Source organism: Terribacillus sp. DMT04, assembly GCF_019056395.1.
GTDB classification, from domain to species: Bacteria; Bacillota; Bacilli; order Bacillales; family Amphibacillaceae; genus Terribacillus; species Terribacillus aidingensis_A.
Genome location: NZ_CP077639.1, coordinates 482,743 through 508,490 on the forward strand (window position 1 = coordinate 482,743; position 25,748 = coordinate 508,490).

At 43.8% G+C, this 25,748-nt stretch carries 27 protein-coding genes, 1 pseudogene and 2 riboswitches; of the genes and pseudogenes, 20 read left to right on the top strand and 8 right to left on the bottom strand.

What is annotated here, in order from left to right; genetic code table 11:
- Positions 1-38: 38 nt before the first annotated feature.
- The 3 genes from KS242_RS02655 to KS242_RS02665 are packed head-to-tail and all read right to left on the bottom strand — an operon-like array spanning position 39 to position 2,317.
- A complete protein-coding gene (locus KS242_RS02655) occupies positions 39-1,169 on the bottom strand; it encodes an MBL fold metallo-hydrolase (RefSeq protein ID WP_217322902.1) in 1,131 nt (376 codons plus the stop codon).
- A 13-nt stretch (positions 1,170-1,182) separates the two neighbouring features.
- Complete coding sequence (locus KS242_RS02660; RefSeq protein ID WP_217322903.1) at positions 1,183-1,809, bottom strand: metal-dependent hydrolase; 627 nt, start codon at positions 1,807-1,809, stop codon at positions 1,183-1,185.
- A gap of 58 nt (positions 1,810-1,867) precedes the next feature.
- Complete coding sequence (locus KS242_RS02665) at positions 1,868-2,317, bottom strand: DUF4385 domain-containing protein (RefSeq protein WP_217322904.1); 450 nt, start codon at positions 2,315-2,317, stop codon at positions 1,868-1,870.
- 146 nt (positions 2,318-2,463) lie between these two features.
- Between KS242_RS02665 and ddlA the strand changes: the two genes are divergently transcribed.
- From ddlA to KS242_RS02715, 10 genes are all read left to right on the top strand, one after another.
- Positions 2,464-3,570, top strand: a complete 1,107-nt coding sequence (gene ddlA / locus KS242_RS02670; RefSeq protein ID WP_217322905.1) for a D-alanine--D-alanine ligase — start codon at positions 2,464-2,466, stop codon at positions 3,568-3,570.
- 165 nt (positions 3,571-3,735) lie between these two features.
- Positions 3,736-3,780, top strand: a riboswitch (PreQ1 riboswitch).
- 106 nt (positions 3,781-3,886) lie between these two features.
- Positions 3,887-4,546 (top strand): 7-cyano-7-deazaguanine synthase QueC, encoded by a 660-nt coding sequence (queC, locus tag KS242_RS02675; RefSeq protein ID WP_217322906.1) that lies wholly within the window; start codon positions 3,887-3,889, stop codon positions 4,544-4,546.
- A complete protein-coding gene (queD, locus tag KS242_RS02680; protein ID WP_217322907.1) occupies positions 4,543-4,980 on the top strand; it encodes a 6-carboxytetrahydropterin synthase QueD in 438 nt (145 codons plus the stop codon). Before queC ends, queD begins: the two co-directional genes overlap by 4 nt.
- Positions 4,970-5,701: a 7-carboxy-7-deazaguanine synthase QueE gene (gene queE, locus KS242_RS02685; RefSeq protein ID WP_217322908.1), complete on the top strand. Its 732-nt coding sequence runs from the start codon at positions 4,970-4,972 to the stop codon at positions 5,699-5,701. Before queD ends, queE begins: the two co-directional genes overlap by 11 nt.
- Positions 5,702-5,890: 189 nt before the next feature.
- On the top strand, positions 5,891-7,150 hold the full coding sequence (locus KS242_RS02690) for an argininosuccinate synthase (RefSeq protein WP_217322909.1): 1,260 nt from the start codon (positions 5,891-5,893) through the stop codon (positions 7,148-7,150).
- The gene (gene argH, locus KS242_RS02695; RefSeq protein WP_217322910.1) at positions 7,147-8,562 is read left to right on the top strand and encodes an argininosuccinate lyase; all 1,416 of its coding nucleotides are present in this window, start codon (positions 7,147-7,149) and stop codon (positions 8,560-8,562) included. Before KS242_RS02690 ends, argH begins: the two co-directional genes overlap by 4 nt.
- A gap of 89 nt (positions 8,563-8,651) precedes the next feature.
- A complete protein-coding gene (locus tag KS242_RS02700) occupies positions 8,652-9,737 on the top strand; it encodes a carbamoyl phosphate synthase small subunit (RefSeq protein ID WP_217322911.1) in 1,086 nt (361 codons plus the stop codon).
- Positions 9,730-12,930 (top strand): carbamoyl-phosphate synthase (glutamine-hydrolyzing) large subunit, encoded by a 3,201-nt coding sequence (gene carB / locus KS242_RS02705; RefSeq protein ID WP_217322912.1) that lies wholly within the window; start codon positions 9,730-9,732, stop codon positions 12,928-12,930. The genes KS242_RS02700 and carB overlap by 8 nt, the downstream gene beginning before the upstream one ends.
- Positions 12,930-13,880: an ornithine carbamoyltransferase gene (gene argF / locus KS242_RS02710; protein ID WP_217322913.1), complete on the top strand. Its 951-nt coding sequence runs from the start codon at positions 12,930-12,932 to the stop codon at positions 13,878-13,880. Before carB ends, argF begins: the two co-directional genes overlap by 1 nt.
- Before the next feature lie 146 nt (positions 13,881-14,026).
- On the top strand, positions 14,027-14,599 hold the full coding sequence (locus KS242_RS02715; RefSeq protein ID WP_217322914.1) for a VanZ family protein: 573 nt from the start codon (positions 14,027-14,029) through the stop codon (positions 14,597-14,599).
- Here the strand turns inward: KS242_RS02715 and KS242_RS02720 are convergent, their stop codons facing one another.
- Both KS242_RS02720 and KS242_RS02725 read right to left on the bottom strand, forming a co-directional pair.
- The gene (locus KS242_RS02720; protein ID WP_217322915.1) at positions 14,600-15,868 is read right to left on the bottom strand and encodes an MFS transporter; all 1,269 of its coding nucleotides are present in this window, start codon (positions 15,866-15,868) and stop codon (positions 14,600-14,602) included.
- A gap of 5 nt (positions 15,869-15,873) precedes the next feature.
- A complete protein-coding gene (locus tag KS242_RS02725) occupies positions 15,874-16,494 on the bottom strand; it encodes an ArsR/SmtB family transcription factor (protein WP_217322916.1) in 621 nt (206 codons plus the stop codon).
- Between the two features lie 155 nt (positions 16,495-16,649).
- Positions 16,650-16,790, top strand: a riboswitch (FMN riboswitch).
- A 296-nt stretch (positions 16,791-17,086) separates the two neighbouring features.
- On the opposite strand from KS242_RS02725, the gene ribE (KS242_RS02730) reads away from it, so the two are divergent.
- The 8 genes and pseudogenes from ribE (KS242_RS02730) to KS242_RS02765 all read left to right on the top strand — a co-directional run bounded on the left by ribE (KS242_RS02730) (position 17,087) and on the right by KS242_RS02765 (position 21,806).
- Complete coding sequence (ribE, locus tag KS242_RS02730) at positions 17,087-17,734, top strand: riboflavin synthase (protein ID WP_217322917.1); 648 nt, start codon at positions 17,087-17,089, stop codon at positions 17,732-17,734.
- Positions 17,735-17,744: 10 nt separating this feature from the next.
- Positions 17,745-18,359 (top strand): annotated as a pseudogene (gene ribB, locus KS242_RS02735) (3,4-dihydroxy-2-butanone-4-phosphate synthase); the annotation flags it as partial.
- 40 nt (positions 18,360-18,399) lie between these two features.
- On the top strand, positions 18,400-18,864 hold the full coding sequence (ribE, locus tag KS242_RS02740; RefSeq protein WP_217322918.1) for a 6,7-dimethyl-8-ribityllumazine synthase: 465 nt from the start codon (positions 18,400-18,402) through the stop codon (positions 18,862-18,864).
- Between the two features lie 73 nt (positions 18,865-18,937).
- Positions 18,938-19,768, top strand: a complete 831-nt coding sequence (locus KS242_RS02745; RefSeq protein ID WP_217322919.1) for an alpha/beta fold hydrolase — start codon at positions 18,938-18,940, stop codon at positions 19,766-19,768.
- The gene (locus KS242_RS02750; RefSeq protein ID WP_217322920.1) at positions 19,761-20,297 is read left to right on the top strand and encodes a P-loop NTPase family protein; all 537 of its coding nucleotides are present in this window, start codon (positions 19,761-19,763) and stop codon (positions 20,295-20,297) included. Before KS242_RS02745 ends, KS242_RS02750 begins: the two co-directional genes overlap by 8 nt.
- 110 nt (positions 20,298-20,407) lie before the next feature.
- Positions 20,408-20,731 carry a PadR family transcriptional regulator gene (locus KS242_RS02755; protein WP_256444541.1) on the top strand — a complete coding sequence of 108 codons (324 nt, stop codon included), beginning with the start codon at positions 20,408-20,410 and terminating at the stop codon, positions 20,729-20,731.
- Positions 20,731-21,180, top strand: coding sequence for a permease prefix domain 1-containing protein (locus tag KS242_RS02760; RefSeq protein ID WP_217322922.1), 450 nt, complete (start codon positions 20,731-20,733; stop codon positions 21,178-21,180). Before KS242_RS02755 ends, KS242_RS02760 begins: the two co-directional genes overlap by 1 nt.
- The gene (locus KS242_RS02765; protein WP_217322923.1) at positions 21,177-21,806 is read left to right on the top strand and encodes a hypothetical protein; all 630 of its coding nucleotides are present in this window, start codon (positions 21,177-21,179) and stop codon (positions 21,804-21,806) included. Before KS242_RS02760 ends, KS242_RS02765 begins: the two co-directional genes overlap by 4 nt.
- Positions 21,807-21,840: 34 nt before the next feature.
- Here KS242_RS02765 and KS242_RS02770 read toward each other — a convergent pair whose 3' ends face one another.
- Positions 21,841-22,611, bottom strand: coding sequence for an SDR family NAD(P)-dependent oxidoreductase (locus KS242_RS02770; protein ID WP_217322924.1), 771 nt, complete (start codon positions 22,609-22,611; stop codon positions 21,841-21,843).
- A 181-nt stretch (positions 22,612-22,792) separates the two neighbouring features.
- On the opposite strand from KS242_RS02770, the gene KS242_RS02775 reads away from it, so the two are divergent.
- Positions 22,793-22,996, top strand: coding sequence for a hypothetical protein (locus KS242_RS02775; protein WP_217322925.1), 204 nt, complete (start codon positions 22,793-22,795; stop codon positions 22,994-22,996).
- A 40-nt stretch (positions 22,997-23,036) separates the two neighbouring features.
- Here the strand turns inward: KS242_RS02775 and KS242_RS02780 are convergent, their stop codons facing one another.
- Positions 23,037-23,516, bottom strand: coding sequence for a glutathione peroxidase (locus KS242_RS02780; protein WP_217322926.1), 480 nt, complete (start codon positions 23,514-23,516; stop codon positions 23,037-23,039).
- Positions 23,517-23,623: 107 nt separating this feature from the next.
- Here KS242_RS02780 and KS242_RS02785 point away from each other — a divergent pair, with 107 nt between their 5' ends.
- Positions 23,624-23,992: a VOC family protein gene (locus tag KS242_RS02785; protein WP_217322927.1), complete on the top strand. Its 369-nt coding sequence runs from the start codon at positions 23,624-23,626 to the stop codon at positions 23,990-23,992.
- Positions 23,993-24,017: 25 nt separating this feature from the next.
- On the opposite strand, the gene KS242_RS02790 is transcribed toward KS242_RS02785, so the two are convergent.
- Positions 24,018-24,977 (bottom strand): oxygen-dependent tRNA uridine(34) hydroxylase TrhO, encoded by a 960-nt coding sequence (locus tag KS242_RS02790; RefSeq protein ID WP_217322928.1) that lies wholly within the window; start codon positions 24,975-24,977, stop codon positions 24,018-24,020.
- Between the last annotated feature and the right edge of the window lie 771 nt (positions 24,978-25,748).

The following is a 25,748-nucleotide window of genomic DNA, read 5'->3' on the forward strand; positions in this document are numbered from 1 at the left end:
AAAGCCAGTCCGTAAATGGGCTGGCTTCCGTCGTATAGTTAGCTGTTAACAGCGCAACGATTTGGACCGGATTCTACAATAGCTTCCTCAGCGTCTGCAATCGTTTCTTTTCCTTGATTGGATTCTCTGATCAACTGATAGCTATTCGGCTGCTCGTCAGGGATGCTGCCGAGAACAGAAGCAGTGAACGCACCTGCATCTTGCATCTGGAGCCGTGGATTTTTTCGATACAAATCTTCCATTCTTGCTTGAACAGTTCCATCAGAGCCGATTTCCGACAGCTCGGAAAAATGGGAAGGCAGGACAATTAAATCCAGCGACAACATGGGATACTTTTCATATAAAGTAGTGTGCAGATCTTGCACCCACTGTTCGGCTTGGCCGGCTAAGTCGGGGCGACCGATCGATTCCGTAAACAAAATATCGCCAGACAGCAAGAACGTATCATCCACAACAAAACTAACGCTTCCTTCTGTGTGACCAGGTGAGGCAACGCAGCGCACGCCTTCTTCTTGCTGACCAAATGGAATGCTTATACCGTCCTTGAGCGGAGAGAACGCAAACGCTGCTTCTTTGCCATCGTCAGCAGGGAACCAATAGGTTGCGCCTGTTTCCTCTGCCAATTTCCTGCCGCCGGACAGATGATCGGCATGCAAGTGGGTATCTAACACATGTTTGATTTGCCAGCCATTATCGTTCGCAAAAGAAGTGTAAACTTCTGTGAATCTAGCTGGGTCAACGACAGCTGCTTCCCCATTCGAGACAATCATGTAAGACAGGCAGCCTTTGCCGATGCGCATGAATTGATAAATTGCTCCCCCGTAAGTAAGGTCGCCAATTTTTCGCGGACTCATTGTTTCTCCCCAAGCTTGCATACCGCCAACGACATGCACGACCTTATCCATTCCTGCAGCCTCTAGAAGGGAGACGGCTGTTTGTGCGGACTTGCCTTTGTAGCACATGACATAAACAGGATCATTATCGGGCAATATGTTCCGGGTTTTCGTCGGATTTGCCTTGATCTCAGCGAAAGGAATATTGTAGCGGATAATATTTTCAGCATCGACTGCCCAATCCTGGACATCCGCTTCCTGTCTAATATCCAGCAGATGGACGGTTTCCTTCGCTTTCACTTTCTCTGCCAATTCTGCTGTGTGCAATGGATTCATGCAATCGTCTCCTTTAAAATTCTTTTTTTATTATAGGAAGGAGCAGTTTTACTCCTCGCTTATTTACCGGGAATATACGGCTGTCCGCCAGCAAATGGCTTGCATAACCAGCTGTACCAGCAAGCTGTGTTCCGAAAAGGGCTGTCTCTTGTTCAAAGAATGTCATCATTATGTAGAAATAGAGCAGTCCCAATAAGGAATGTGTGTAAGTTCGGTGGGAAAGAAAAGATGCAACGCTAATATAACACCCGCTCATCACTATCCAAGTATGCCCTGCATACAGCCCGGTTAAGCATACGGCAATGCCGGTAATCAGAAGCATGAACTTCTTATTTATTACGCGGGAAAGAACCATAATTCCTGCTCCAATCGCCAAACCGATATAGCGATCCTGACCGTAAAGATTCCACATACTATATAAAATGAGCAATAATCCAATAAAAATAGTAATATTGCGAATCGCTTTATGGGAAAATGTGATGCGGTTTGAGAGAAGTCCGCCTGTGTCTAAATCAGGTACCAATGCGGCAACTGCTGCCGTACAAGTCATCGTGACGGTGACAGCACCATCAGCATCCAAAGCGGTAGCACTGGCGAAACCGGCGCCAGCACCTATTAATAAATGTGTAATTCCTTTCATTCTAGCTGTGCCTCCAAAAGTTAGTCTTTAAAAGCATACTAGAATCTTTAGATAATGGCTATCCGTATTGTTTCTGATGCGCCTTTTTTCGAGAAAGATAATCTTCATCTTCTCTAATTGCATCCCACTTGCGCTTGAATATTTGTGCCGAAGCAGCTTTCTCTTTATCAATTTGGCGCTCGTTTATTTCTTTCTTATCTTTATCCTTATATTTTTTGCCGCCTTTATAATTGGCATACCGTCTGGCTCTCGTATAGCCCATTTGGATATATTTGCGTGCCATGTCCATTCCGACAAAATCATCTTGCTTTCGGTATTCTTCAAACATCTCGGATAGCTTGTGGCACGATTCCTCTGCAATTTCTGGTGTCTTGAAGCGCCAATGGGGAAGGAGCTCACTTTTATATGGTTCCACCATCAGCACACCTTGCTCGCCGCGTCCTACGCGATACTTCTCAGGTTGCTGACGATAATCAATGGATTCATCAAAATGATCGTAATAGCCCATTTCCTTCCCCCTGTCTCTGTTGTTAATGTATATAGTTACCGAAAGTGATGCCGATGAAACCAATTTTTATACTGGACATAGAGGCAGTTTTACACGTTTGTGATAAAATAAAAACAATGGTCTCACGTTAGAAAGGAATGATACAGATGGGGAAAACAAAAGTAGGTATCGTCTTTGGCGGTAAATCCGCAGAACACGAAGTATCCTTACAATCCGCAAAAAATATTGCTGATGCAATCGATAAAGATAAATATGATGTCGTTTTAATTGGAATTGATAAAGAAGGTAAATGGCAGCTAAATGATAAGGCAGATTATTTGCTGAATGCGCAAGATCCAAAGCACATCGAATTAAAGCCTTCCGAACAAGGCATTGCTGTTGTACCAGGGCTTAAAGAGAAGCAGCTTGTCAGCCCGAGCCAAGGTGCGGTGCTGGATCAAGTGGATGTGATTTTCAGTATCCTGCATGGCACACTCGGTGAAGACGGCAGCATGCAAGGGATGCTGCGGATAGCGAACCTTCCATATGTAGGTCCAAATGTCCTAAGTTCGGCCGTTTGTATGGATAAAGATATAGCGAAACGTCTATTAAAAGAAGCAGGAATACGTGTTGCAAATGGCTTTACCTTCAAGAAGCGCCAGTTAGCATCTATCCGCTATGAAGAAGTAGCCGAAACACTAGGCAGCACAGTCTTCATTAAACCTGCCAATCAAGGTTCTTCTGTCGGCGTAAGCAAAGCAAAAACAGAAGAAGAGTTCTATAAAGGCCTGGAAGAAGCCTTCCGCTATGACACGAAAGTGCTCGTGGAGGAAGCGATTGTTGGTCGTGAAATTGAAGTCGCAGTATTAGGCAATGAAGAACCAATGGCTTCTCTGCCAGGCGAGATCCTTCCGCAAACAGAGTTTTATTCGTACGAATCCAAATACATTGATGAATCAGGCGCCGAATTGGCAATCCCGGCACCTCTTTCCGAGGACGTTACCGAACAAGCAAGAAAACTAGCAGTCGAAGTGTTCCAAACACTAGATGTTGAAGGACTTGCACGTGTTGACTTCTTCCTGACAGAAGAAGGCGAATTCGTCGTAAACGAAGTAAACACACTGCCAGGCTTCACGAAAATCAGTATGTATCCAAAACTCTGGGATATCACAGGAATCTCCTACCCAGACCTTATCGACCGCCTCATTCAGCTTGCTATGGAGCGTCATAAACGCGACAACGAGTTAAGTAGCGCAGCGTTTGAGCAACTTTGATCTAGACTGATGATGAATTTTAATCAAGTGAAATCCAATCGTATGCCTTGGTGCATAGGGTTGGATTTTTTGTTTGGTGCTGTACCTGACGAGTGATTTCTGTATGCAAAATAATGCACCTATGATACAATAAGCAACAGAATAAAATAAAAAATCCAGGCCATCCTGGGAGAGGTTCTAGCACAACCCTCTATAAAAAACTAAGGAACTATATCCTTGGGTATAGTCTTTTTTATTTTTTATGGATAATTGTCAGCCTCTTTCCAACAGAAAGAGGCTTTTTTTAATGGGGAAGTCTGGAAAAAGGAGCATACAAATGAAGAAAGAGAAAGCGATTGTCGTATTCAGCGGCGGTCAAGATAGCACAACTTGTCTGTTTTGGGCGATGCAGCAATACGAAGAAGTGGAAGCAGTTACGTTCAATTACAACCAGCGCCACAGCTTGGAAATCGAAGTGGCTGAACAAATAGCCAAGGAACAAGGAATCAAACATCATGTGTTGGACATGTCCTTGCTTAACCAGCTGGCACCAAATGCATTGACGAGAGATGATATTGAAATTGAGGAACAGGAAGGAGAGCTTCCTTCTACGTTCGTACCTGGACGTAATCTTGTGTTCTTGTCTTTCGCTGCCATTCTAGCGCATCAAGTTGGTGCCAAGCATCTTGTAACAGGTGTATGTGAAACAGACTTCAGCGGCTATCCGGACTGCCGCGATATCTTCGTGAAATCGTTGAATGTTTCTCTCAATCTATCAATGGATAAAGATTTCGTTATTCATACACCGCTCATGTGGCTGGATAAAGCCGAAACGTGGGAATTGGCAGACCAGCTCGGTCAATTAGAGTATGTGAAGGAAAAAACACTCACTTGCTATAACGGTGTTATTGCGGCAGGCTGCGGCGAGTGCCCTGCATGTAAGCTGCGTCAAAACGGATTAGATCAGTACGAATCGAAAAAGGCGGCACAAGTATGATTCAGCAAATCTACCCGCAAGTACCGCATGACTTTAGTTATGAATTGAATAAAGATTTGCATTTTGCTGCTGCGCATAGCATTCAGCATCCTGATGCTGGCAAGTGCCAGCAGGTTCACGGGCATACGTATTTTGCCAATATCACAATTGCTGGAGATGAATTGGATGACAGCGGATTTTTATTCAATTTCTCTACCATCAAATCACTAATTCATAAAAAATTCGATCACACGTATTTGAACGACCATACTGATGTATTGAAAGAAAACGATTTTCCAACAACCGAAGTAATGGCTCGGAAAATCTATGAATTGATTCAAAACGAGCTGGACCAGCTGCCTCATCAGCCGAAGTGCTTGCAAGTTTTCTTGCGCGAGACACCTACTAGCTACTGCATATATCGACCAAAGCGAGGAATAGAAGATGGCAAGTAAATTTCCGGTTTTAGAAGTATTCGGTCCTACCGTACAAGGAGAAGGAATGGTTGTCGGACAAAAGACCATGTTTGTCCGCACAGCTGGCTGTGATTACAGCTGCAGCTGGTGTGATTCTTCCTTTACATGGGATGGTTCAGCGAAAGAAGATATTCGGCAGTTAACAGCCGAGCAAATTTGGGATGAGCTGCAGGAAACCGGCGGCGATCGTTTCCGTCATGTGACGATCTCTGGCGGTAACCCAGCGTTGTTAAAAAATCTTGGCGAGTTCACCAAGTTTCTAAAACAGAAGGATATTCGCATTGCTTTGGAAACACAAGGCAGCAGATATCAGCCTTGGTTCTTGGAGATTGATGATCTAACTATCTCTCCAAAGCCGCCAAGCTCCTTAATGAAAACAGACTTTCATCGTCTTGATGAAATAATTGACAATCTAAGAGAAGCAGGGCGTCTATATCATGTAAGCTTGAAGGTTGTCATTTTTGATGAAGCAGACTTGCGTTATGCGACAGATGTGCATAAACGATATCCAGATGTGGATTTTTATGTACAAGTCGGAAATGATGATACGACAACCTATGACGATGCTGCATTAAAGGATGCACTGCTATCGAAATATGAATGGCTGATTGATCAAGTATCAGCATCTAATGAACTGAATCATGTTCGTGTATTGCCGCAGCTTCATACACTTGTATGGGGTAATAAACGCGGTGTATAAACCGAAGACGAGTCCTTTGACTCGTCTTTTTTTTATGGACAAAAGTGGGCAGGCACTTGCTGCTGATGTAGGTAATAGGATACCAGGTCGGAAAATTAACAAAATAATGCTTGAATTTATATTAGTATTATTGCATAATAATTCACATAGATAAATCGAGCATACAGCACGGAGAGGGAGATATAAAAAATGGCAAAAGATAAAATCGTACTCGCATATTCTGGTGGTTTAGATACTTCTGTAGCAATCAAATGGTTACAGGATAAATATAATTATGATGTTATCGCAGTTGGCTTGGACGTCGGTGAAGGCAAGGATTTGGATTTCGTTCAGGAAAAAGCACTGCAAGTTGGAGCAATCAAATCTTATACAGTAGATGCAAAAGCTGCTTATGCAGAAGAATACGTGCTTCCAGCATTGAAAGCGAACTTGCTTTATGAAGGCAAATATCCGCTTGTTTCCGCGCTTAGCCGTCCATTAATCGCAAAAGTACTTGTCGATATTGCGAAAGAAGAAGGTGCTGTTGCTGTAGCGCATGGCTGTACAGGAAAAGGAAACGACCAAGTGCGTTTTGATGTCAGTTTTACAGCACTAGACCCGGACTTGAAAATTGTTGCTCCTGTTCGTGAATGGGCAATGAGCCGTGATGAAGAAATTGAATATGCACAGCAGCATAATATTCCGGTTCCTGTAGGTAAAGAGAGTCCATACAGTGTTGATCAAAACCTTTGGGGCCGTTCGAATGAGTGCGGTATTCTTGAAGATCCGTGGGAACAGCCGCCAAGTGATGCTTTCGGATTGACTGTTGATCCAGAGGAGGCGCCAGATGAAGCGCAAATCGTAACAATCAGCTTTGAAAAAGGAAAACCGGTCGCAATTGATGGAGAGGCATATCCATTGGATGAACTTATTCTGACACTAAATACTATTGCCGGAAAACACGGCGTGGGCCGTATTGATCATGTGGAAAATAGATTAGTAGGTATCAAGTCGCGTGAAATTTACGAATGCCCAGCTGCTGTCACATTAATTGCTGCTCATCAGGAGCTTGAGGCGTTAACAATGACGCGTGAAATTTCCCAATTCAAACCGGTTGTCGAACAAAAGCTGGCACAGACAATCTATGACGGTTTATGGTATTCACCACTTACAAAAGCATTGCAGGCGTTCATTGAAGAGACGCAGCAGACAGTTTCCGGGAATGTGAAAGTGAAGCTGTACAAAGGACATGCGTTGGTAGTTGGTCGTGAATCTGCTGAATCGCTATACAGCTTCGACTTGGCAACATACAAACCAGAAGATAAGTTCGATCATGATGCAGCGCTTGGATTCATTCAGCTTTGGGGCCTTCCGACAAAAGTGCAAGCAGAAGTAGCCCGTCAGCAGACGGCTGCACCAGAAGCATCTGCATTATTGAAAATTGATAAAAAAGAAGCTGTGAAACAATGAAGCTGTGGGGAGGAAGATTTACGAAGCCGACCAATGAATTAGTAGACGCCTACACTTCCTCCATCGGCTTTGATCAGAAACTAGCAAAATATGATATTCAAGGCAGTTTGGCGCATGTAGCAATGCTTGGCAAATGCGGCATCATCTCACAAGATGATGCCGGTGTTATTGCTGATGGTTTGAAGCAAGTGCTGAACAAAATCCAAGCAGGAGAAGCGACACTCTCGGAAGCGGATGAAGATATCCATATGAATGTGGAGCGATTGCTGATTGAACATATCGGTCCGGTAGGCGGCAAATTGCATACTGGCCGAAGCCGTAATGATCAGGTGGCATTGGATATGCGTTTGTATTTGAGAGAAGCAATTGTCGACATAGTTGGCTTGCTTGGAGCTGTGCAAACAGCGCTGACAGAACAAGCGAAACAGCATTTGGATACAATCCTGCCTGGATATACACATCTGCAGCGTGCGCAGCCAGTGCTGTTTGGACATCATCTGATGGCATACGCTTATATGCTGCAGCGCGATGTAGAACGACTGCAGGATAGCTGGAAGCGTGTGAACAAAATGCCATTGGGAGCTGGAGCTTTAGCGGGCACAACATTCCCGATTGATCGGCAGTTTGTAGCTGAACAGCTGCATTTTGACGATATTACCGAGAACAGTCTGGACAGTGTGAGTGATCGTGATTTTGTCGTGGAATTCTTATCCGTTGCCAGCCTGATCAGTATGCATCTTTCCCGGCTTTCGGAGGAATTGGTGCAATGGTCTAGTGCGGAATTCAATTTCATAGAATTGGATGATGCCTTCTCAACTGGAAGCAGTATGATGCCGCAGAAGAAAAATCCTGATGTAGCAGAGCTGGTCCGAGGGAAATCAGGACGTGTTTTCGGTCATTTAATGGGGATGCTCACAACGTTGAAGGGATTGCCGCTTGCATATAACAAAGATATGCAGGAAGACAAAGAAGGCTTGTTTGATACGGTAGAGACACTGAAAGGTGCACTTGGGCTTTTCGCTCCAATGATTGAGACGATGCATGTGAAACAGGATAATATGTACCAAGCTGTCCGCAATGATTTTTCCAATGCGACGGATCTTGCTGATTATCTAGTAGAAAAAGGGATGGCTTTCCGAGAATCACATGCTGTTGTCGGGCAAACGGTTCTGTTCAGCATCGAACAAGGAAAGTACTTATTGGATTTGAAACTAGAAGAGCTGCAGCAGTTTTCTGATTTAATCGAAGAAGATATTTATCAGGCACTTGCCCCGGAAACGGTCGTAGCAGCCAGAAATATACCTGGAGGAACTGCGAAGGAACGGGTGAAGGAGCAGGTGGACAATATAGAAGCCTTGCTTGCAGCAAATAAAAATTGGACAGAAGAGCAGGCTTCCAAACTCGAAGGGTGAGCAGCTGCTCACTCTTTCTTTGCACTTATCTGCATAATTATTAACTTGTAAGAATAAACATAACTCCGTTTCCGAAAGGAGCAGCATAAATGGAAGAGACAAAAGGCTACTTGATGCTAAGCACTGGAGATGTTCTGGAAGGTGTCTGGCTTGGAAAGACAACAGAATCAGATGGGGAATTGGTATTTAATACAGCGATGACAGGCTATCAAGAAGTAATGACAGATCCATCTTACGCTGGTCAGATTGTAACCATGACGTACCCGTTAATTGGGAATTACGGATTTAATGCACAAGATAAAGAAAGCCACAGTCCGTCTATTCATGGACTTATTATCTCTACACCGTGTGAGACACCATCTCACTATCAAGCAACGCAGACATTACAGGATATTGCCAATACGCATAACTTTCCAATCTTGGCGCAAGTGGATACACGCAAGCTAACAAAAATTATCCGTAAGCATGGGGATGTGTACGGAAAGATGACCCAAACACCAGGGAATATTCCGGCTCAAGCAAAAGTATCAGAGAAGATTGTGGAAAGTGTGTCTGTAAAAGATGCGCAGTTTTACCCGGCAAATGATTCACAGACAGCACATGTAGCAATTATTGATTATGGATATAAGCATTCTATCCGGGAAATGCTGCTGCAAAACGGCTGCAGTGTTACCGTCTTTCCGTTTGATGTGAAGCTGGAAACATTGCAGGAAGCAAGCATAGATGGCGTCTTGCTTTCAAATGGTCCTGGAGATCCGAAATCTTTAGGTTACCTGGCAGATGAAATTAAGCGGATAGCAGAGCATTATCCAACGTTAGGTATTTGTCTCGGACATCAGCTGCTGGCACTTGCATTTGGCGGCAATACGATGCGCCTTCCTTATGGCCATCGTGGAAGCAATCATCCTGTACAGCATGTACCGAGTGGGAAAGTTTCCATTACTTCTCAAAATCATGGATATGTAGTCGATGAAACGTCTATTTCTGAGTCGTTATGGAATATCCTTTATAACAACGTAAACGACGGGTCCGTAGAAGGTTTGCAGCATTGTTCCAAGCCGATTATGAGTGTCCAATTCCATCCGGAAGCACATCCCGGCCCGAGTGATACGTACGATGTATTTGAGCAATTCCTGAATTCGGTTCGGAACGGAGGAGTGACGACGTATGCCTAAAGATCCACAAATTAAGAAAGTCCTTGTAATTGGTTCTGGTCCGATTGTTATTGGGCAAGCGGCAGAATTCGATTACGCAGGAACACAAGCTTGTCTCGCTTTAAAGGAAGAAGGCGTCGAGGTTATTCTTGTTAATAACAACCCGGCAACAATAATGACTGACCAAGCGTTTGCTGATCAAGTATACCTGGAGCCGCTCACTTGCGAGTCCGTGACGAACATTATTGAGAAGGAGCGGCCAGATGGGCTGCTGCCGACATTAGGCGGGCAGACTGGGCTTAATCTTGCAGTCAGTTTGGATCAAGCAGGTGTTTTGCAACAATATAACGTGACGTTATTAGGTACACCGCTAGATGCCATTCAGCGCGGAGAAGACCGGGAGCTATTCAAACAAATGATGCAGGATATAAATGAGCCTGTACCAGAAAGTCTTCCAATCACCTCCATAGCTGAAGCCAAAGCTTTCGCTGAACAGACAGGTTTTCCAATCATTATTCGTCCTGCTTATACGCTAGGCGGAGCGGGCGGCGGTATTGCAAATGATTTGACAGAGCTTTTGCGTTATGTGAAAAGCGGCATCCAGGCGAGCCCAATCAACCAAGTGCTTATCGAGCAAAGTGTGAAAGGCTGGAAGGAAATTGAGTATGAAGTGATGCGGGATAGCAATGATACGTGCATCATTGTTTGCAATATGGAAAACATCGACCCCGTTGGGATACATACAGGAGACAGCATTGTGGTTGCTCCTTCCCAGACCCTGACAGATAGACAGTACCAAATGCTGCGCACAGTTTCTTGTAAAGTAATTCGTGAGTTAGGTGTTGTTGGCGGCTGTAATATTCAGTTTGCGCTGAACCCAGATAGTGATGAATATGTCATTATCGAAGTGAATCCGCGTGTAAGCCGTTCGAGTGCACTGGCTTCTAAAGCAACAGGCTATCCCATTGCCCGTATCGCTGCTAAGCTGGCACTTGGCTATCATTTACATGAGGTGCCTAACCCAATAACAGGTGATACATTTGCTAGCTTTGAACCAGCTATCGACTACGTTGCCGTAAAAATTCCGCGCTGGCCATTTGATAAATTCACCCAAGCTGACCGGCTGCTTGGCACACAAATGAAAGCGACTGGTGAAGTGATGGCATTGTCGCGTAATCTTCCGGCAGGCTTGAACAAAGCCATTCGTTCCTTGGAAATTGGCTTGGAAGAATTTCGTCTGCCGTCTGCAGAAGCATTGTCAGATGCAGAACTGGAGCACGGGTTAAAAGCAGCGGATGATCGCAGACTATTTTTGCTCGCTGAAGCGTTTCGCCGCGGAATAAGTATTGAAACAATCCATGAATGGACAGAAATCACTACATTCTTCCTCCATGAGATGAAACGAATTATCGATGTAGAGCAAGCGTTGCGCAACGAAGGCTGGCAGCCAGATCCCCAACTTCTCCGACACGCGAAAATACTTGGTTTCAGTAATGTTGCGCTAGCGCGGATAGTTGAGCAGCCGTTAGCAGCTGTGGAAGGCTTAATCAAAGAACAGGAGCTCAAACCATCTTATATGATGGTGGATACATGTGCAGCAGAGTTTTCTGCGCAAACACCATACTTCTATTCAAGCTGGACAGAAGAAGATGAAGTAGATCCATTACCAGCAGCTGATAAAAAGGTTGTCGTGCTCGGATCAGGTCCAATACGAATCGGGCAGGGCGTGGAATTTGATTTTTGTTCTGTGCAGTCTGCTTTGTCTTTACGCGAACAAGGCATTCGTTCAATTGTCATTAATAATAATCCCGAGACGGTCAGTACAGATTTCAACACAGCAGATCATCTATATTTTGAACCGCTTACGAAAGAAGATGTACTCCATATCATCGAAAAAGAGCAGGCGGATGAGGTGCTTGTTCAGTTTGGCGGCCAGACTGCGATCAATTTGGCTGCGGAGCTGGAGGAAGCAGGCGTTACGATTGCCGGAACAAGTACAGCATCTATTGATCGCGTAGAAAACAGGGAAGCTTTTTATGCATTGCTTCATAACTTAAACATTCCGCATATTCCTGGTACGACCGTGATGGATACTGCAACTCTACACGAAGAAGCTCGTTTGATCGGCTATCCAATTTTAATTCGCCCATCCTATGTGATTGGCGGGCAAGGGATGGTTATTCTGTATTCCGAAGAGATGCTGAATAATTACTTAGAAGATTTACAGCAGCAGATTCACCCGTCACGCTTATTCCCGCTGCTTCTGGATAAATATGTACCAGGTATGGAAGTGGAAGTGGATGTTGTGTGCGATGGTGCGGACATTCTTATTCCAGGAATCTATGAACATATTGAACCAGCAGGTATTCATAGCGGAGATAGTACAGCTATCTTCCCAGCACCAAGCTTGAATGAAACAGAGAAGAAACAGATTGTCTCCTATGCCCAAAAAATATCAGCCGCTCTGAATATGAAGGGCATCATGAACATTCAATTCGTATTTAGTGAAAATCGGGAGCTGCTGTATGTACTGGAAGTGAACCCGCGTGCGTCGCGTACAGTTCCGATTTCCAGCAAAGTAACGGGTATTCCGTTAGTAGACTTAGCGACAAAAATACAAATGGGAGAGAGCCTGCAAAATCTGGGCTACCCGCTAGGATTACAAAAGGAAATGCCTTTTTATGCGGTGAAACTGCCCGTTTTCTCAACAACAAAATTAGCAGGTGTTGATCCGCTTCTCGGTCCGGATATGCAATCAACAGGAGAGGCAATCGGTATCGGCGAGACCGTTGCAGAAGCACTTCAAAAAGCGTTTGGCTGGAAAGAGAAGACACTCCGCAAGCTTACAGCAGAGACACAAGTACTCCTAGACTTAGACGCGTCAGATATACCGAAGCTTGAAAGTCTCCTAGAGCAGCTGCAAACATCTGTTGTACTGACGCATGAGACAGCAGCGCTTCTGCCAGGCAGTACAGCGTATGAGACTGTATCGTATGAGCAAGCAATCACGTTGATTGAAGATCAAAAGATAACAGCAGTATGCAGTACTCGGAAAGGTTTCCAAGGTATTCGCGAAGCAGCTTGGAAGACAGAAACACCGTGTATGACAAGTCTGGCTACGATGGAGAGCTATTGGCTGGCAAGTCAAGATAATTTGGCTGCATGCCGGTCGATGTCGGACTATTTGGAGCAAGCGAAGAAGGAGCGTGTTTAATGAAACAGTTAGCAGATAAAAACACATTAGCAGGGAAGCATTTTCTATCTCTTCAAGACTTAACAAAGGAAGAAATTCTATCGATTCTAGAGCTGGCAGCAGAGCTGAAGAGCCAGCATCAAAAAGGCGAGCTAAGCCAGCCGCTGGCAGGAAAAACGCTCGGGATGATTTTCGAAAAATCATCCACACGTACCCGCGTTTCCTTTGAAACAGGTATTTACCAACTTGGCGGAATGGGACTCTACTTAAATGCAAATGACCTGCAGCTGGGACGCGGAGAACCGGTAGCGGATACTGCGAAAGTGCTCTCGGGTTATCTGGATGCGATTATGATTCGTGCCAATTCACATAAGATGGTGGAGGAGTTGGCAGCTCATGCGACAATTCCAGTCATTAATGGTCTGACAGATTTGTATCATCCATGTCAGGCACTGGCAGATTTGCAGACAATTTTGGAACATAAGGGCACGCTGGAAGGTGTTAAACTTGCTTATATTGGTGATGCCAATAATGTGTCTAACAGTCTGATGATTGCTGCGGCAAAGACGGGCATGCAAATTCGTATTGCATCGCCTGCCGGTTATCAGCCAATCCCCGAAATTGCAGAAAAAGCAAAAGCAATCAGTGCGGATCCCGCGTTCCTGCTCATTACCGAAAGTCCGGAAGAAGCGGCTGCTGGTGCGGATGTTATCTACACGGATGTCTGGACTAGTATGGGCCAGGAACAGGAGACGCAGGCTAGATTAAGTGCCTTCCAAGGTTATCAGGTAAACGAGGCACTTATGCAAGCTGCTGATTCTGCAGCCATCTTTTTGCATTGCCTTCCTGCACACCGAGGTGAAGAAGTGACAACGGCTGTTATTGATGGCCCGCAATCGGCAGTCTTTCAGGAAGCCGAGAATAGACTTCATGCTCAGAAAGCGTTAATGCTTGCTGTAATGAAGAAATAAGCTGAAACAGGAGAAACCGCCCGAAATAGGCGGTTTCTTTTCTTTATCTATTCGTTCACAATATACAAAAAATCATGTAGACTAAAGAGTATATGTCCACTTACTCCACGTAAGGGACTTTTAGAATACAGGAGAGAATAATTATTATGTTAAATTACGTAGCGCCGGCTGTCTTTCTGGCGTTTGTCTATTTATTGTCTATCATTCCGTTTCACCAGACATTTGGTATTACCAAGAAACAGCATTTGTTAATGGCATCTTTCGCAATTTATGTGATTGCGGTCATTTGTCTCACATTTTTCCCGCTGCCTGTTGATCAAAACCTCATCGAAGAGAATCAGCAACTCGAAACAAGTTATCGCTGGAATACATCACCGCTTGCTTCTATCATGCAAATCTGGCATACAACGCAAATCGAGGGCTTCGGTTATGGACTAGCTCTGAAAAATCTCGGGGGGAATATTCTGTTGTTTGCTCCGCTCGGCTTTTATTTGCCGCTGCTTATTCGGAAAACGAGATCCTTTTTTGTGGTAGTTTTCTGCGGCTTGCTTTTTAGTACAGCCATCGAATCTACCCAAGGCTTATTAAACTACTTTGTCGGTTATAATTATAGGTCGGTAGATATCGATGATGTGATTTTAAATGTGTTAGGCGCGATGTTAGGTTATGCATTTTATTGGGTCGCGCTGCGTCCCGTGCTCCGGAGAAACAAGCCGTAATCAGCTTGTTTCCTTCTCCTTATAATCTTTGAAACCAAGCAATTCAGGTGAAAGAGATGCTAATGGCCCCAGACTGCGTAATTTCGGGTGAAGCAGCCATGTCACGGAAAGCAGCGCTACACCTATGCCCGCACAGCAAAATACCCAGACAACGGGGATGAAGGTAGCAGCATAGCCGCCGGCCAAGGAACCAATAGGCATGGCGATGGTGCTGAAGCTTGCACTGGCACTCGTAACTCGGCCGATTAGCGAAACAGGGAGCAAAGTCTGTATGATAGTGGCAAAGGTGACATTAATACAGCCGATCGGCACCCAAGCCAGACCGTAAAGGGTGATGCTCAGCCACGTCCATGGAACAAAAGCAGCAGCAGCCCAACTTGCAGAGGCTAATAAGACAGTTACAATTGTTGCTTTTCCGATTGGCAGCTTGCTAAAGGAAGAAGCGAGTAATGCCCCTATTAACGCACCGCAGGACATGGCTGCAAGATAAAAACCATAAACAGCCGCTCCTTGCCGCTCATCTGCAAATGCTGGCATAACTGCCAATGCTGCCCCTATTGCTAAGTTACAAAGAATAGCACCCAGCAGCGTGGCAGCCATAATTGTGCTAAATAAAATAGACAAACCTTCTTTTAATTCTGTAAAGTAGGTGTGCAGCACAGTACGCGTATTTTCAGTATTTTGGGATTGCGCTTTTTGGTGTGGGATTCTAAGGAAGCTGAACAAAAGGAAAGCAATACAAAAAGTGAAAGAATCGATGATGAATAATAAAGCAGCGCCAAAAGCGGCAGTCAGTATGCCGGCAATAGCATTGAAGATTAAATCTACACCTTGGTAAGCAAAAGAGAATAAAGCATTTCCCGAAGGAAGCTCTTCTTTTTTCAAGACCATCGGCAAAGCTTTTACCTCTGTCGGGTAAGCAAAAGCGTCGATGCAAGTTAGTATCGGCATGAGAATGAGAACGAGAGTGACCGATAGGAAATCAAACCAAGCAGCAAGCGGAATCAGCAGAACAAGGACAGCTTGGAGCGCCTGGGTCCACAGCAGGGTCGCGCGTATCGGCCATCGGTCGACGAGCGGACCAATTAAGAATTGCAGCACATTCGGAATTTGTGTCAGAAATCCGGCCAGCCCTGTGTAAAAAGCACTGCCGCTCAGTTCATAGACAAGCCACATGGCAGCAATAAAGTAGATGCTGTCACCAATGTTCGTGACAATTCGACCAGAGAAAAGCAAACCATAGTTTCGTTGTTTCAAGATAGCGTGCATACCTCTTACTCCTCCCCGTTTAAATCTACCTGATCAAATGACGGTTCATCAATTTCAAATCCAAAGGCAGAAAAGTAATAAAGTTTCCCATTTGGGTCTTTTTCGGCTGCATCGCTTTTTTGACGAAGCTCTTGCATCAAATCAAATAAACCTTGCGTGAACGCTTTAAAATCCGCTTCTGTAGCACTAATTTCCCAAATACTGCCGATTGCTTCCCAATCTTTTGGGTCAGTAGATCCAGCAGCTTTAGCAAAAGCAGATTCGGGAGCACTTAGTATCGCTGTTTTCGTTTTATTCGCCATTTGCACAAATAGCTGCCGCGTCGATTCACTCAATGCTTCTGCGTACGGAAGCAAATCTTCTGACGGATAAAACCCTCTGGCTGTCGCTCGATAAAATTTCTGCATAATGCCATTTTTCTCCTCGGTGCGAATAACCTCTATTAAGCTATTTTTCTCTAGTTCTTTCAAGTGGTAATGGATTTTTGGCCGGCTGATTTCAAGCAGGGCAGCAAGCTGCTGCCCGGTATAAGAGGTTTCTACCAGTTTCATAATAATCTCTGCTCGCAGCGGGTCACTAATTGCTTTTAGCTGTTCGTAAGTGGTTAATGCCAATACTTGTTTCATCGGTACACTCCTCTGTAAACAATTTTTAAACGGTCAACTTTATTTTACAGACTCAGTTTACTGATCTTTCCAGATAGAGTCAATATAATTTTCAGATAATTTTCTCTCTGTACAACACGATAAAGAATATGTTAATGTTGTAAGCAATCGAATAGGTTTTCTCTTGGGGCAGGGTGAAATTCCCGACCGGCGGTGATAGGCAGCTTAGCTGTCTTCAGTCCGTGACCCGTTATTATAACGGTGGATTTGGTGAGATTCCAAAGCCGACAGTATAGTCTGGATGGGAAAGAGGAAACGGCGTGCTATCCACATGCCAACATGAGCTTTGTCACATGACAATAGCTTGTTTTCGCTATAATTTTTAAAGCCAAGGCCCCAGAAGCAGTTATTCTGGGGCTTTTTATGTTAGCTAGTATGGTTAATTGGTGTAAGTGAAATGTCTGCTCTTGCCGAAACTATAACAGAGACCACTTATACCCGTACCACCCCCAATAAACCGTCACATTGCCCCGAGACGGTCAAATTCCCATTCGTAGTGACTTATAAATTGGTTTGCCCCTAGTCGGATAAGCAGAAACGAGGAGGAGAATCTGTGTTTACTGGAATCATTCAAGAAGTAGGCAGTATGATTGCTGTGGAAAAACAAGAAGAGGCGATGCAGCTTACGATTGCCAGTGAGAAGCTCACCAAAGATATGCATATTGGCGACAGTATTTCTGTTAACGGTGTGTGCCTCACCGTCACAGCGTTTACCCCGCATAGCTTTCAAGTGGATGTGATGCCCGAAACATTTCGGTCCAGCACGCTGTCCGGTTTGCACAGCTCTGATGCAGTTAATCTGGAGCCCGCGCTGCAGCCTGCAGGCAGAATGGGCGGTCATTTTGTAAGCGGACATGTAGATACAAACGGAATGATTACCAACATTCGCGAAGAAGCAAACGCCCGTTATATCAACATTTCAGTAGGCGAAGGTCTCCAATATTTAATGACAAAAGGATCTATTTCGGTAGATGGTGTGTCCTTAACAGTTTTTGAGGTAGGAGAAGACAATTTTACGATTTCTCTAATTCCCGAGACAAGGCAAGCGACGATTTTAGGAGATAAGCAGGTTGGTGATCATGTGAATCTTGAGTTTGATCAGCTTGCCAAGTATATGGAGCGGCTGCTGAATCATCAGAAAACAGCAGAGCCTGCAGGGATTTCGAGAGAGACTTTGGAACAGAATGGATTTTTAGATTGAGGAGGGCTGCATGGTGAAAACGACCATCGAGCATGCATTGGAATATTTGAAAAGCGGAAAGCCGATTATCGTCACCGATGATGAGAAGCGAGAGAATGAGGGGGATTTGCTCGCATTGGCAGCATACGCCACGCCGGAGACAGTTAATTTCATGGCTTCTGTCGGAAAAGGTCTGATCTGTGCGCCTATTTCCCGGGAAATTGCTGAAAGGTTGGATTTGCCCCCGATGGTAAATGCCAATACAGATCCGCATGGGACAGCATTTACAGTAAGTGTCGATCACAAGGATTCCACAACAGGTATTAGTGCATTTGAACGCGCGCATACAATTGCAAAGCTTGCGGATAACACGAGTAAACCGGCAGATTTCCAGCGACCTGGTCATATCTTTCCGCTTATCGCGAAAACAAACGGCGTTCTGGAGCGACCAGGACATACAGAAGCAGCAGTTGATTTAGCAAAACTAGCAGGAACAGCAGAAGCTGGCTATATTTGCGAGATTATGAAAGAAGATGGCTCTATGGCTCGTATGCCTGATTTAGAAAAGCTAGCAGCTGTGCATAAACTGCCGTTAATCACGATTGAAGATTTAATTGCGTATCGCCAGGGAAATAAAACAAAGGTTTTATAACAGAAAATTTATCGAACAATAAAGGAGCATTCAAATGGTAAACACAATTGAAGGAAATGTAGTAGGTTCAGATTTAAAGATTGGTATTGTTGTAGGCAGATTCAATGAATTTATCACAAGCAAACTGTTAAGCGGTGCTATTGATACATTAAAGCGTCATGGTGTAGACGAAGCGAAAGTAGACGTAGCCTGGGTGCCGGGTGCATTTGAGATTCCGCTAGTAGCAGATAAACTTGCTGGAACTGGAAAATACGACGCAGTTATTACATTAGGTACAGTTATTAAAGGCTCGACACCTCACTTTGATTACGTCAGCAATGAAGTCGCAAAGGGTGTAGCAGGCGCAGCAAATAAAGCGGGCATTCCAATTATCTTTGGTGTGCTAACGACAAACACGATTGAACAAGCAATTGAACGTGCAGGCACAAAAGCGGGTAACAAAGGTGCAGAAGCAGCAGTATCAGCGATCGAAATGGCAAACTTGTTAAAACAAATCTAATTCATTGAGCAGAGGAGATTCTCTGCTCTTTTTTATTTCCGGAAAATAATGTATATTTTGGTGGGGGTGTACTATGCATATACACTATGAAACGGCAGGAAATCAGGCAAAACCGGCATTATTGCTGATACATGGCCTAGGCTGGACGAATAAAATATGGGAACAAGTTTGTGACCAGCTTAAAGAGAATTTTTACATTATTATGATTGATTTACCGGGGCATGGAGAAAGTGAAGAAGCAGATAATTATGATTTTCAAATGATTGCTGATTGTATTCATAACCGAATTTCAACAATACATGTTAATTCGTTATATGTTGCAGGCAGTTCCTTGGGAGCAGCCGCAGCACTTGCATATGCTAGCAAGTACAGCACAAAAGGTGTACTGCTTATTGATGGCGGGTTTGCAGCTTTGAGTCAAATAAAGGATCTCTGTATAGATGATATGACGTTTGAAGCACCTTCTGCTTCCGTACTGAAAACGATGCACGCTTATTTACAGTATATGAGACAAGATGATCCCGAATTATGGAATGAGCACATTGCAAGCGCAGCAGCTGACCAAGTAATTTTGAATAAAGAAACAGGTGCTTATCAATTAAAAGCTTCACCAGCTGTGCAGCAAAAGTACTTAGAGGCTTTCTATTACTTTGATCCGATTAAAACGCTCAGACAGATGGAGAAATCAAAGAAAGTCGTGATTATGGTTGCTTTGCACAACCAGCAGCAGAAGCAAGATGTGGAAAATGATTTAAAGCAATTCTGCCAGGAGCATCCTAAGACAGATATCCTTTACTATGAAGAGACAGATCATTTGATTATGTTAGATAAGCCAGAACAGTTCATAGAAGATATGACACTGCTGCTTTTACACAATGACGGGTTGGATAGGGATAATGAGTAAGTTTCCTCAAAAGATACATATTGTAGGATCTGTTGGCAGCGGCAAGACAACTTTAGCAAGAGAAATGACAGTACAGCTGACTGTACCACACTACGAGTTGGATAATATGATGTGGAAAAGGTCGCCTGACGGAGATGTGCGACGATCGGAAAAGCTAAGACGGCAAATACTGCAGGATATTACCAGCAGAGAATCATGGATTATAGAAGGTGTTCATACAGCTGATTGGATAGAAGAGAGTCTGCGTCAAGCTGATTTAATTATTTGGCTGACACCAGCTCCCAGGGTACATAATATCAGGATTGCGAAGCGGTATTTACGACAGATAACAGGTCTTGAGAAGGCCAATTATACGCCTTCTTTTCGAATGTTTTTGAAAATGTTTAAATGGAACCGTTATTTTGAAAAGTCGAACAAACCTTATATATATGATGCGTTCTCCAAGTATGGAGATAAAGTTATGCTTGTGGAAAATAAAGCAGATGTTGAAGCTTTTATTAGAAACCTAAATCATACAAAAGCAAGCTGAGTGCCTGCTTTTTATTTTTGGAAAAAAGTGCAATAATTACTTTGACACGCAGAGTAATTTATTTTATGATTACTTTATCAGATAGAGTAATTTGAAAGTAGGGATGCCACATTCGGAGTGATACAATTCGAGGTCATCTGGATTCCATTATTCTTCGTCTGCTGATGGAGGGCGATAAGTATGGATACCAAATCTCGAAAGACATAGCAGCTTGGACAGACGATGCATTCCAGATTAAAGAAGCAACACTTTATGCCGTATTTCAGCGGCTCGAGCGCCGGGAGCTGATTGAATCGTATCAAGGGGAGAAATCACATGGCGGCAAGCGGAAGTATTATACCCTCACAACGCTTGGAAAGGCGTATTGGCAGGAAGCGGCGAAAGAATGGCAGGAAGCTAAGCAATTAATTGATATTTTTATGGAGGGTGTCTGATGCAGAAAATCAGAGCGTATGTAGAAGAACAATTTGCAGACTTGCCAGAAACAGAACAAGTTGCAACATTGAAAGAAGAAATAAAGGATTCAATGGAAGAAAAAGCAGCTGATTTCATGCTGGATGGAAAAGCGGAAGAAGACGCAATAAATAAAGCGATTGTGGACTTCGGAAATCTGGCAGAGATCAAAAAAGAATTTCAGCTGCAGCAGGAACCGAGGCAAAAAAGCGATAAGCCAAAGAAACAGAAAGAGGATATGAGTACGCTTAATCTTGGTTTCTCCATATGCGGCAGTGTTTTAATTATTGCGCTGCTTGTTTTTGTGAATATGTATTATACGCCTCACGAGATATGGTTTGTTTTCCCGACATTTGCTATTCTTTGGTGGCCTGTGAGCATGGCTTTTGTATGGATGAAAGCTAGAAGAAGAAAGGTGATGCACAGATGAATCCGTGGCGGTTGTTTGTTGCCTTTATGCTCGTTAGTTTAGGGGGATATACGGTATATATCAACATGAAGACGACACCGCAGGAAATTTGGTACACATATAGCTTAGGTGTTTGTGTGCTTTTAGCGCTGCAGATTCTGCTGCCAAAGCAGCAAGCGATCGTTTCCTGGCTTTCAGCACTATTTGTTGGAACTGTACTTGTGCATGAGAATTTAACTGATACACCTGAGGTACTTTGGTGTTTGTACACATTTGGTGCGCTTGCATTATGGCCGACGTTGGTAATGTTCCGTAAATCGCTTGCTAGTATAAAAACAGCGTTAGTCATTAGTCTTGCTGTTTGCTTCTATTATATTGCTCTGCACCAGTATTTCGGACATGAAACGCCTTGGTATGGATTCATCATCTTTGCGATGAGTTGGTGGCCGTTGTCTCTTATCGGAAAGCGGATGAATTCTAGTCTATTCTTTTCTGTACTTGGCTTTGGTGCTCTTAGTTTGTTTTTCCTGTTCGTGAATATCGCGTATTCACCAGTGGTAATCTGGGCAGTGTATCCAATCTTTGCAGCAGCATGGTGGCCATTGGCAGCTTACTTTTACAGCTACCGGCGCCGCTATGTGAGATGAGCAAAAAAGACACCTCGAGGGGTGTCTTTTTTGCTTATTTTGTGTACATATTTTTCGCTATTTTGGCTAGCATTTTGCTAGGAAGCAGCTTCATGAAAAAAACAGCTGCTTGGATGTTCATAGACGGAAATACCACGCGTTTACCTTTTATGAATCCGAGGAAGCCTTGGCGGGCCACATCCTCTGGGGCATCGCGGAAAGAAGACATAATCTTATCATTACCGGCACGTTTGAAAAACTCAGTCTGCGTAGGACCTGGACAAAGTGCGGTAACTGTCACGCCTCTCGGAGCCAATTCTTCAGCCAATGCTTCGGAATACCACTGCACGTATGCCTTTGACGCATGATAGGCTGCCATGTGCGGACCAGGCAGGAAAGCAGCCATACTAGAGATATTTAGAATCCCATTCGGCACCGTTTTGAATGGAGAATGGATAATATCATCGATAAACAATCGAGTTAGATTGGATAACGAGACCATGTTGAGATGCATCAGTTTTTGCTGCGTCTCAAAGCTTGTTTCCTCGAACTTGCCGCTTAGTCCAAAGCCAGCATTATTAACCAGCACTTCGACTGTTTTTCCTTCATCACGAATCTTTTCATAAAGCTTGTAAGCACTGTTTGGTATGGACAGATCATGAGGAATGACAGTCACATTCGAATCATGCAATTCTGTTTGCAGGGATAGGAGTTTATCCTTCGATCTCGCTACAATAATCAAATCATAGCCAGCCTTAGCGAACCATTTGGCGAGATGGTAGCCGATTCCGCTGGACGCTCCTGTGATTAGAGCAGTTGGTTTCATTGTGTGATTCACCTCATTTGACAATCTTTTAAAGCATTTACCCTGTTGCCAGGCGTAAAAAACGCTATCTATCTTTTAGTATACCCGTTGCGTTAACTGGTTACCAACGCTAAGGAAGGTTTTTACATCGTTTAAAAAGGGAAAGGGCTTACATATAGGGAAGATATGAGGAGGGGTAACGATGGTACAGAAGAACGGCGCAAAAGGCGACAAGGATAAACACGGCTATTCCAAAGCAGAGAGTGAAAACCGAGAGAAACAACTGGAAAATAAACAGGATATGATGACAGATGATGTGCCGGTGGATGAAGTGGAGAGAGATCTAGAAGATGATCGGCATAAACACCGCACCAAGCAAGCGTCTAACACAGATCCAGAAGAGTGACCCTGCACCTAGCTAGTGCAGGGCTTTTTGTATGCTTTGCTTATTGTTGAAGCAGTTTTTCAATAGAAGGTTTCATATCTGCTGGACTTGTTTTTGGTGCGAATCGCTCTACCACATGTCCTTCCGCATCAACTAGGAATTTTGTGAAGTTCCATTTTATTTTCTTAGAGAAAAGACCGCCTGCCTCATTTGTCAGATGCTTATAAAGCGGGTGTGCATCCGGTCCGTTTACTTTTATCTTCTCAAACATTGGAAAGCTAACACCGTAATTGCGCTGACAGACTTCCGCGATTTCTTCACTGCTTCCTGGTTCTTGATTCATGAATTGGTTACTTGGAAAGCCGAGAATAACAAGCCCCTTGTCTTGATAGTTCTTATATATCTCCTGCAGCTGTTCAAGCTGTGGTGCAAATCCGCATTTACTTGCCGTGTTCACGATAACGAGAACTTTACCGGCATAATCCCTTAGATTAACTTCTTTTCCATCCAAGGTAACCGCGGCATAATCATATACTGTCATAGTTATCCTCCTCTTGTTTACACGTACAATGTAGCACATCTGGAAATGAAGTGATAACAATCCAAACTAGCAAGTGGTAGAATATAGAAAAAAAGGGGGTTGTTCAGGTGGAGTTTTTTCTAAAACAGCTGGATCATGTACAGCTTGCTTGCCCAAAAGGCAGTGAGGAGCAGGCAAGAGAGTTTTTTGTAGATGTACTAGGTTTTGAAGAAATCGAAAAGCCAGCCAGCTTGCGAGTAAGAGGCGGTGTGTGGTTCAGTTGCAACAGCATTACGGTACACTTGGGAATAGAAGAACCTTTTTCGCCAGCACGAAAAGCTCATCCGGCTTTTGAAGTAGAAGGGTTATCTTCCTTGCGGCAACATTTAGATCAACACAGTGTAGACTTTTCAGATGATGCAGACTTGCCAGGTGCAGACCGTATCTATGTGCATGACCCCTTTGGAAATAGACTGGAATTTTTAGAGTGGCATTAAAAAAAGAACCCCTGAGGGTTCTTTTTTAGTTTGCTACTGTTTCGTTTTCCAATTCAGCAAGACGCTCTTCGACTTCTTCTGGTGTTAAGCCGTGTTCTTCCACGTACATGTTACGCGGGGAGCGGCGGCAGCTGTCAGAGCAGCCGCGAAGATACTTGTGCTCATTTTCTTCAGAGCAAATGATCTGTCGGTTGCAAGAAGGATCTGCGCAATTTACATATCGTTCACAAGGCTCATTATCAAAGTAATCTTTCGCCACGATGACATGTTCTTTTTGGTTAATTGGTACAGAGATACGGCTGTCAAATACATACATGCGGCCATCCCAAAGCTGTCCTTGTACTTCTGGATCTTTACCGTATGTGGCAATACCGCCATGCAATTGGCCAACATCTTCAAAACCTTCGCGAACAAGCCAGCCGGAGAATTTCTCACAGCGGATACCGCCTGTGCAATAGGTAAGAACGCGTTTTCCTTCTAGTATATCTTTGTTCTCGCGGACCCAGTCTGGCAGGTCGCGGAATGTTTCGATTTCAGGACGGATAGCGCCGCGGAAGTGACCGAGATCATACTCATAATCATTCCTAGCATCAAGAACTACTGTGTTCTCATCCTGCATTGCTTCGTAAAATTCCTTCGGAGATAGGTAGTTGCCTGTTGTCTCACGAGGGTCTATATCATCTTCCAGACGCAGCGTTACCAATTCAGGACGCGCACGTACATGCATTTTCTTGAAAGCATGTTCATCTGCTTGGTCAATCTTGAAGACCATTTCTTCAAATCCTGGTTTCGCATGCATCATGTCCATATATGCTTGTGTTTGTTCTACTGTTCCGGAGCAGGTACCATTCATACCTTCTTTCGCAACAAGGATACGGCCTTTTAATCCGAGTTCCTTGCAAGCTTTCAAATGTTCGCTGGCAAAAGCTTCCGGATCTTCAATATCTACATAGTTATAATACAACAATACGCGATAATCACTCATGTTATTTTCCACCTGTCATTTATATTTGCAAGATACAAATTTAGGCGATATGTCGTTATTTATACTCTTGCAAACAAATATTTTAGCACGAAAGGCTGCCCAGTACAATTGGTAATTAAAATAGCTTGTACTTCAAATAATACCTCATGCCAGAGTGACTAGTACCAAGAAGCCGCTGACGCTAGCTGTTGTCAACGGGCTGTCGGAGTGAGATGGAAGGATTCATTCCAAAGAAACCAGTTACGAATGTTAGCGTAACTATAGCTATCGGGATAATGGAGAGCACGTTTAGTTTTTCGGTGGATTTGGCGCTAGTATAGAAATGGTGCGTGTCAAGAAGCTGTTACTAAATCACGAGAAGTTTCCATTGCGCCTATCCTTTCATGAGGGTTATTCTTTACAAGCTATATTCGATATAAGAAGTAGGGAGGAAGACTGTCAAAAACGTATTTCTTACAATGCTAGGTATGAAAAGGGAAGAGGAAGAACAAACTGTAAATATAACTAGTAAATGCATGTTGGAATACGTCAAAAAACAAGGTCCATTGGCACAGGACAGAATACGTTGGTGTGAAAGCGATTTCTGTCATATGCTGCAATGTTGAAAGCGTTTTATTAGGACGGATGTCTCATTCTTAACATATTTTGAAGAAAAAGTTAGAATACACTTGCAATCTTACATAAAAAACGTTACTCTTAAGAGGCAAAAGAAACGGTTGAATAATCTTTACGATCTCTTTCACAATAAGTGGTGTAGGTGTAAAGGTATAA

Bases quoted from the DNA above. Each gene is read 5' to 3' on its own strand.
- KS242_RS02790 (WP_217322928.1), bottom strand. From the start codon at position 24,977: ATGAGTGATTATCGCGTATTGTTGTATTATAACTATGTAGATATTGAA.
- KS242_RS02715 (WP_217322914.1), top strand. From the start codon at position 14,027: ATGTTAAATTACGTAGCGCCGGCTGTCTTTCTGGCGTTTGTCTATTTA.
- KS242_RS02745 (WP_217322919.1), top strand. From the start codon at position 18,938: ATGCATATACACTATGAAACGGCAGGAAATCAGGCAAAACCGGCATTA.
- KS242_RS02660 (WP_217322903.1), bottom strand. From the start codon at position 1,809: ATGAAAGGAATTACACATTTATTAATAGGTGCTGGCGCCGGTTTCGCC.
- queD (WP_217322907.1), top strand. From the start codon at position 4,543: ATGATTCAGCAAATCTACCCGCAAGTACCGCATGACTTTAGTTATGAA.
- ddlA (WP_217322905.1), top strand. From the start codon at position 2,464: ATGGGGAAAACAAAAGTAGGTATCGTCTTTGGCGGTAAATCCGCAGAA.
- KS242_RS02765 (WP_217322923.1), top strand. From the start codon at position 21,177: ATGAATCCGTGGCGGTTGTTTGTTGCCTTTATGCTCGTTAGTTTAGGG.
- KS242_RS02700 (WP_217322911.1), top strand. From the start codon at position 8,652: ATGGAAGAGACAAAAGGCTACTTGATGCTAAGCACTGGAGATGTTCTG.
- KS242_RS02720 (WP_217322915.1), bottom strand. From the start codon at position 15,868: ATGCACGCTATCTTGAAACAACGAAACTATGGTTTGCTTTTCTCTGGT.
- queE (WP_217322908.1), top strand. From the start codon at position 4,970: ATGGCAAGTAAATTTCCGGTTTTAGAAGTATTCGGTCCTACCGTACAA.
- argF (WP_217322913.1), top strand. From the start codon at position 12,930: ATGAAACAGTTAGCAGATAAAAACACATTAGCAGGGAAGCATTTTCTA.
- KS242_RS02760 (WP_217322922.1), top strand. From the start codon at position 20,731: ATGCAGAAAATCAGAGCGTATGTAGAAGAACAATTTGCAGACTTGCCA.
- argH (WP_217322910.1), top strand. From the start codon at position 7,147: ATGAAGCTGTGGGGAGGAAGATTTACGAAGCCGACCAATGAATTAGTA.
- carB (WP_217322912.1), top strand. From the start codon at position 9,730: ATGCCTAAAGATCCACAAATTAAGAAAGTCCTTGTAATTGGTTCTGGT.
- KS242_RS02775 (WP_217322925.1), top strand. From the start codon at position 22,793: ATGGTACAGAAGAACGGCGCAAAAGGCGACAAGGATAAACACGGCTAT.
- KS242_RS02690 (WP_217322909.1), top strand. From the start codon at position 5,891: ATGGCAAAAGATAAAATCGTACTCGCATATTCTGGTGGTTTAGATACT.
- KS242_RS02655 (WP_217322902.1), bottom strand. From the start codon at position 1,169: ATGAATCCATTGCACACAGCAGAATTGGCAGAGAAAGTGAAAGCGAAG.
- ribE (WP_217322918.1), top strand. From the start codon at position 18,400: ATGGTAAACACAATTGAAGGAAATGTAGTAGGTTCAGATTTAAAGATT.
- KS242_RS02665 (WP_217322904.1), bottom strand. From the start codon at position 2,317: ATGGGCTATTACGATCATTTTGATGAATCCATTGATTATCGTCAGCAA.
- KS242_RS02780 (WP_217322926.1), bottom strand. From the start codon at position 23,516: ATGACAGTATATGATTATGCCGCGGTTACCTTGGATGGAAAAGAAGTT.
- KS242_RS02770 (WP_217322924.1), bottom strand. From the start codon at position 22,611: ATGAAACCAACTGCTCTAATCACAGGAGCGTCCAGCGGAATCGGCTAC.
- KS242_RS02750 (WP_217322920.1), top strand. From the start codon at position 19,761: ATGAGTAAGTTTCCTCAAAAGATACATATTGTAGGATCTGTTGGCAGC.
- queC (WP_217322906.1), top strand. From the start codon at position 3,887: ATGAAGAAAGAGAAAGCGATTGTCGTATTCAGCGGCGGTCAAGATAGC.
- KS242_RS02725 (WP_217322916.1), bottom strand. From the start codon at position 16,494: ATGAAACAAGTATTGGCATTAACCACTTACGAACAGCTAAAAGCAATT.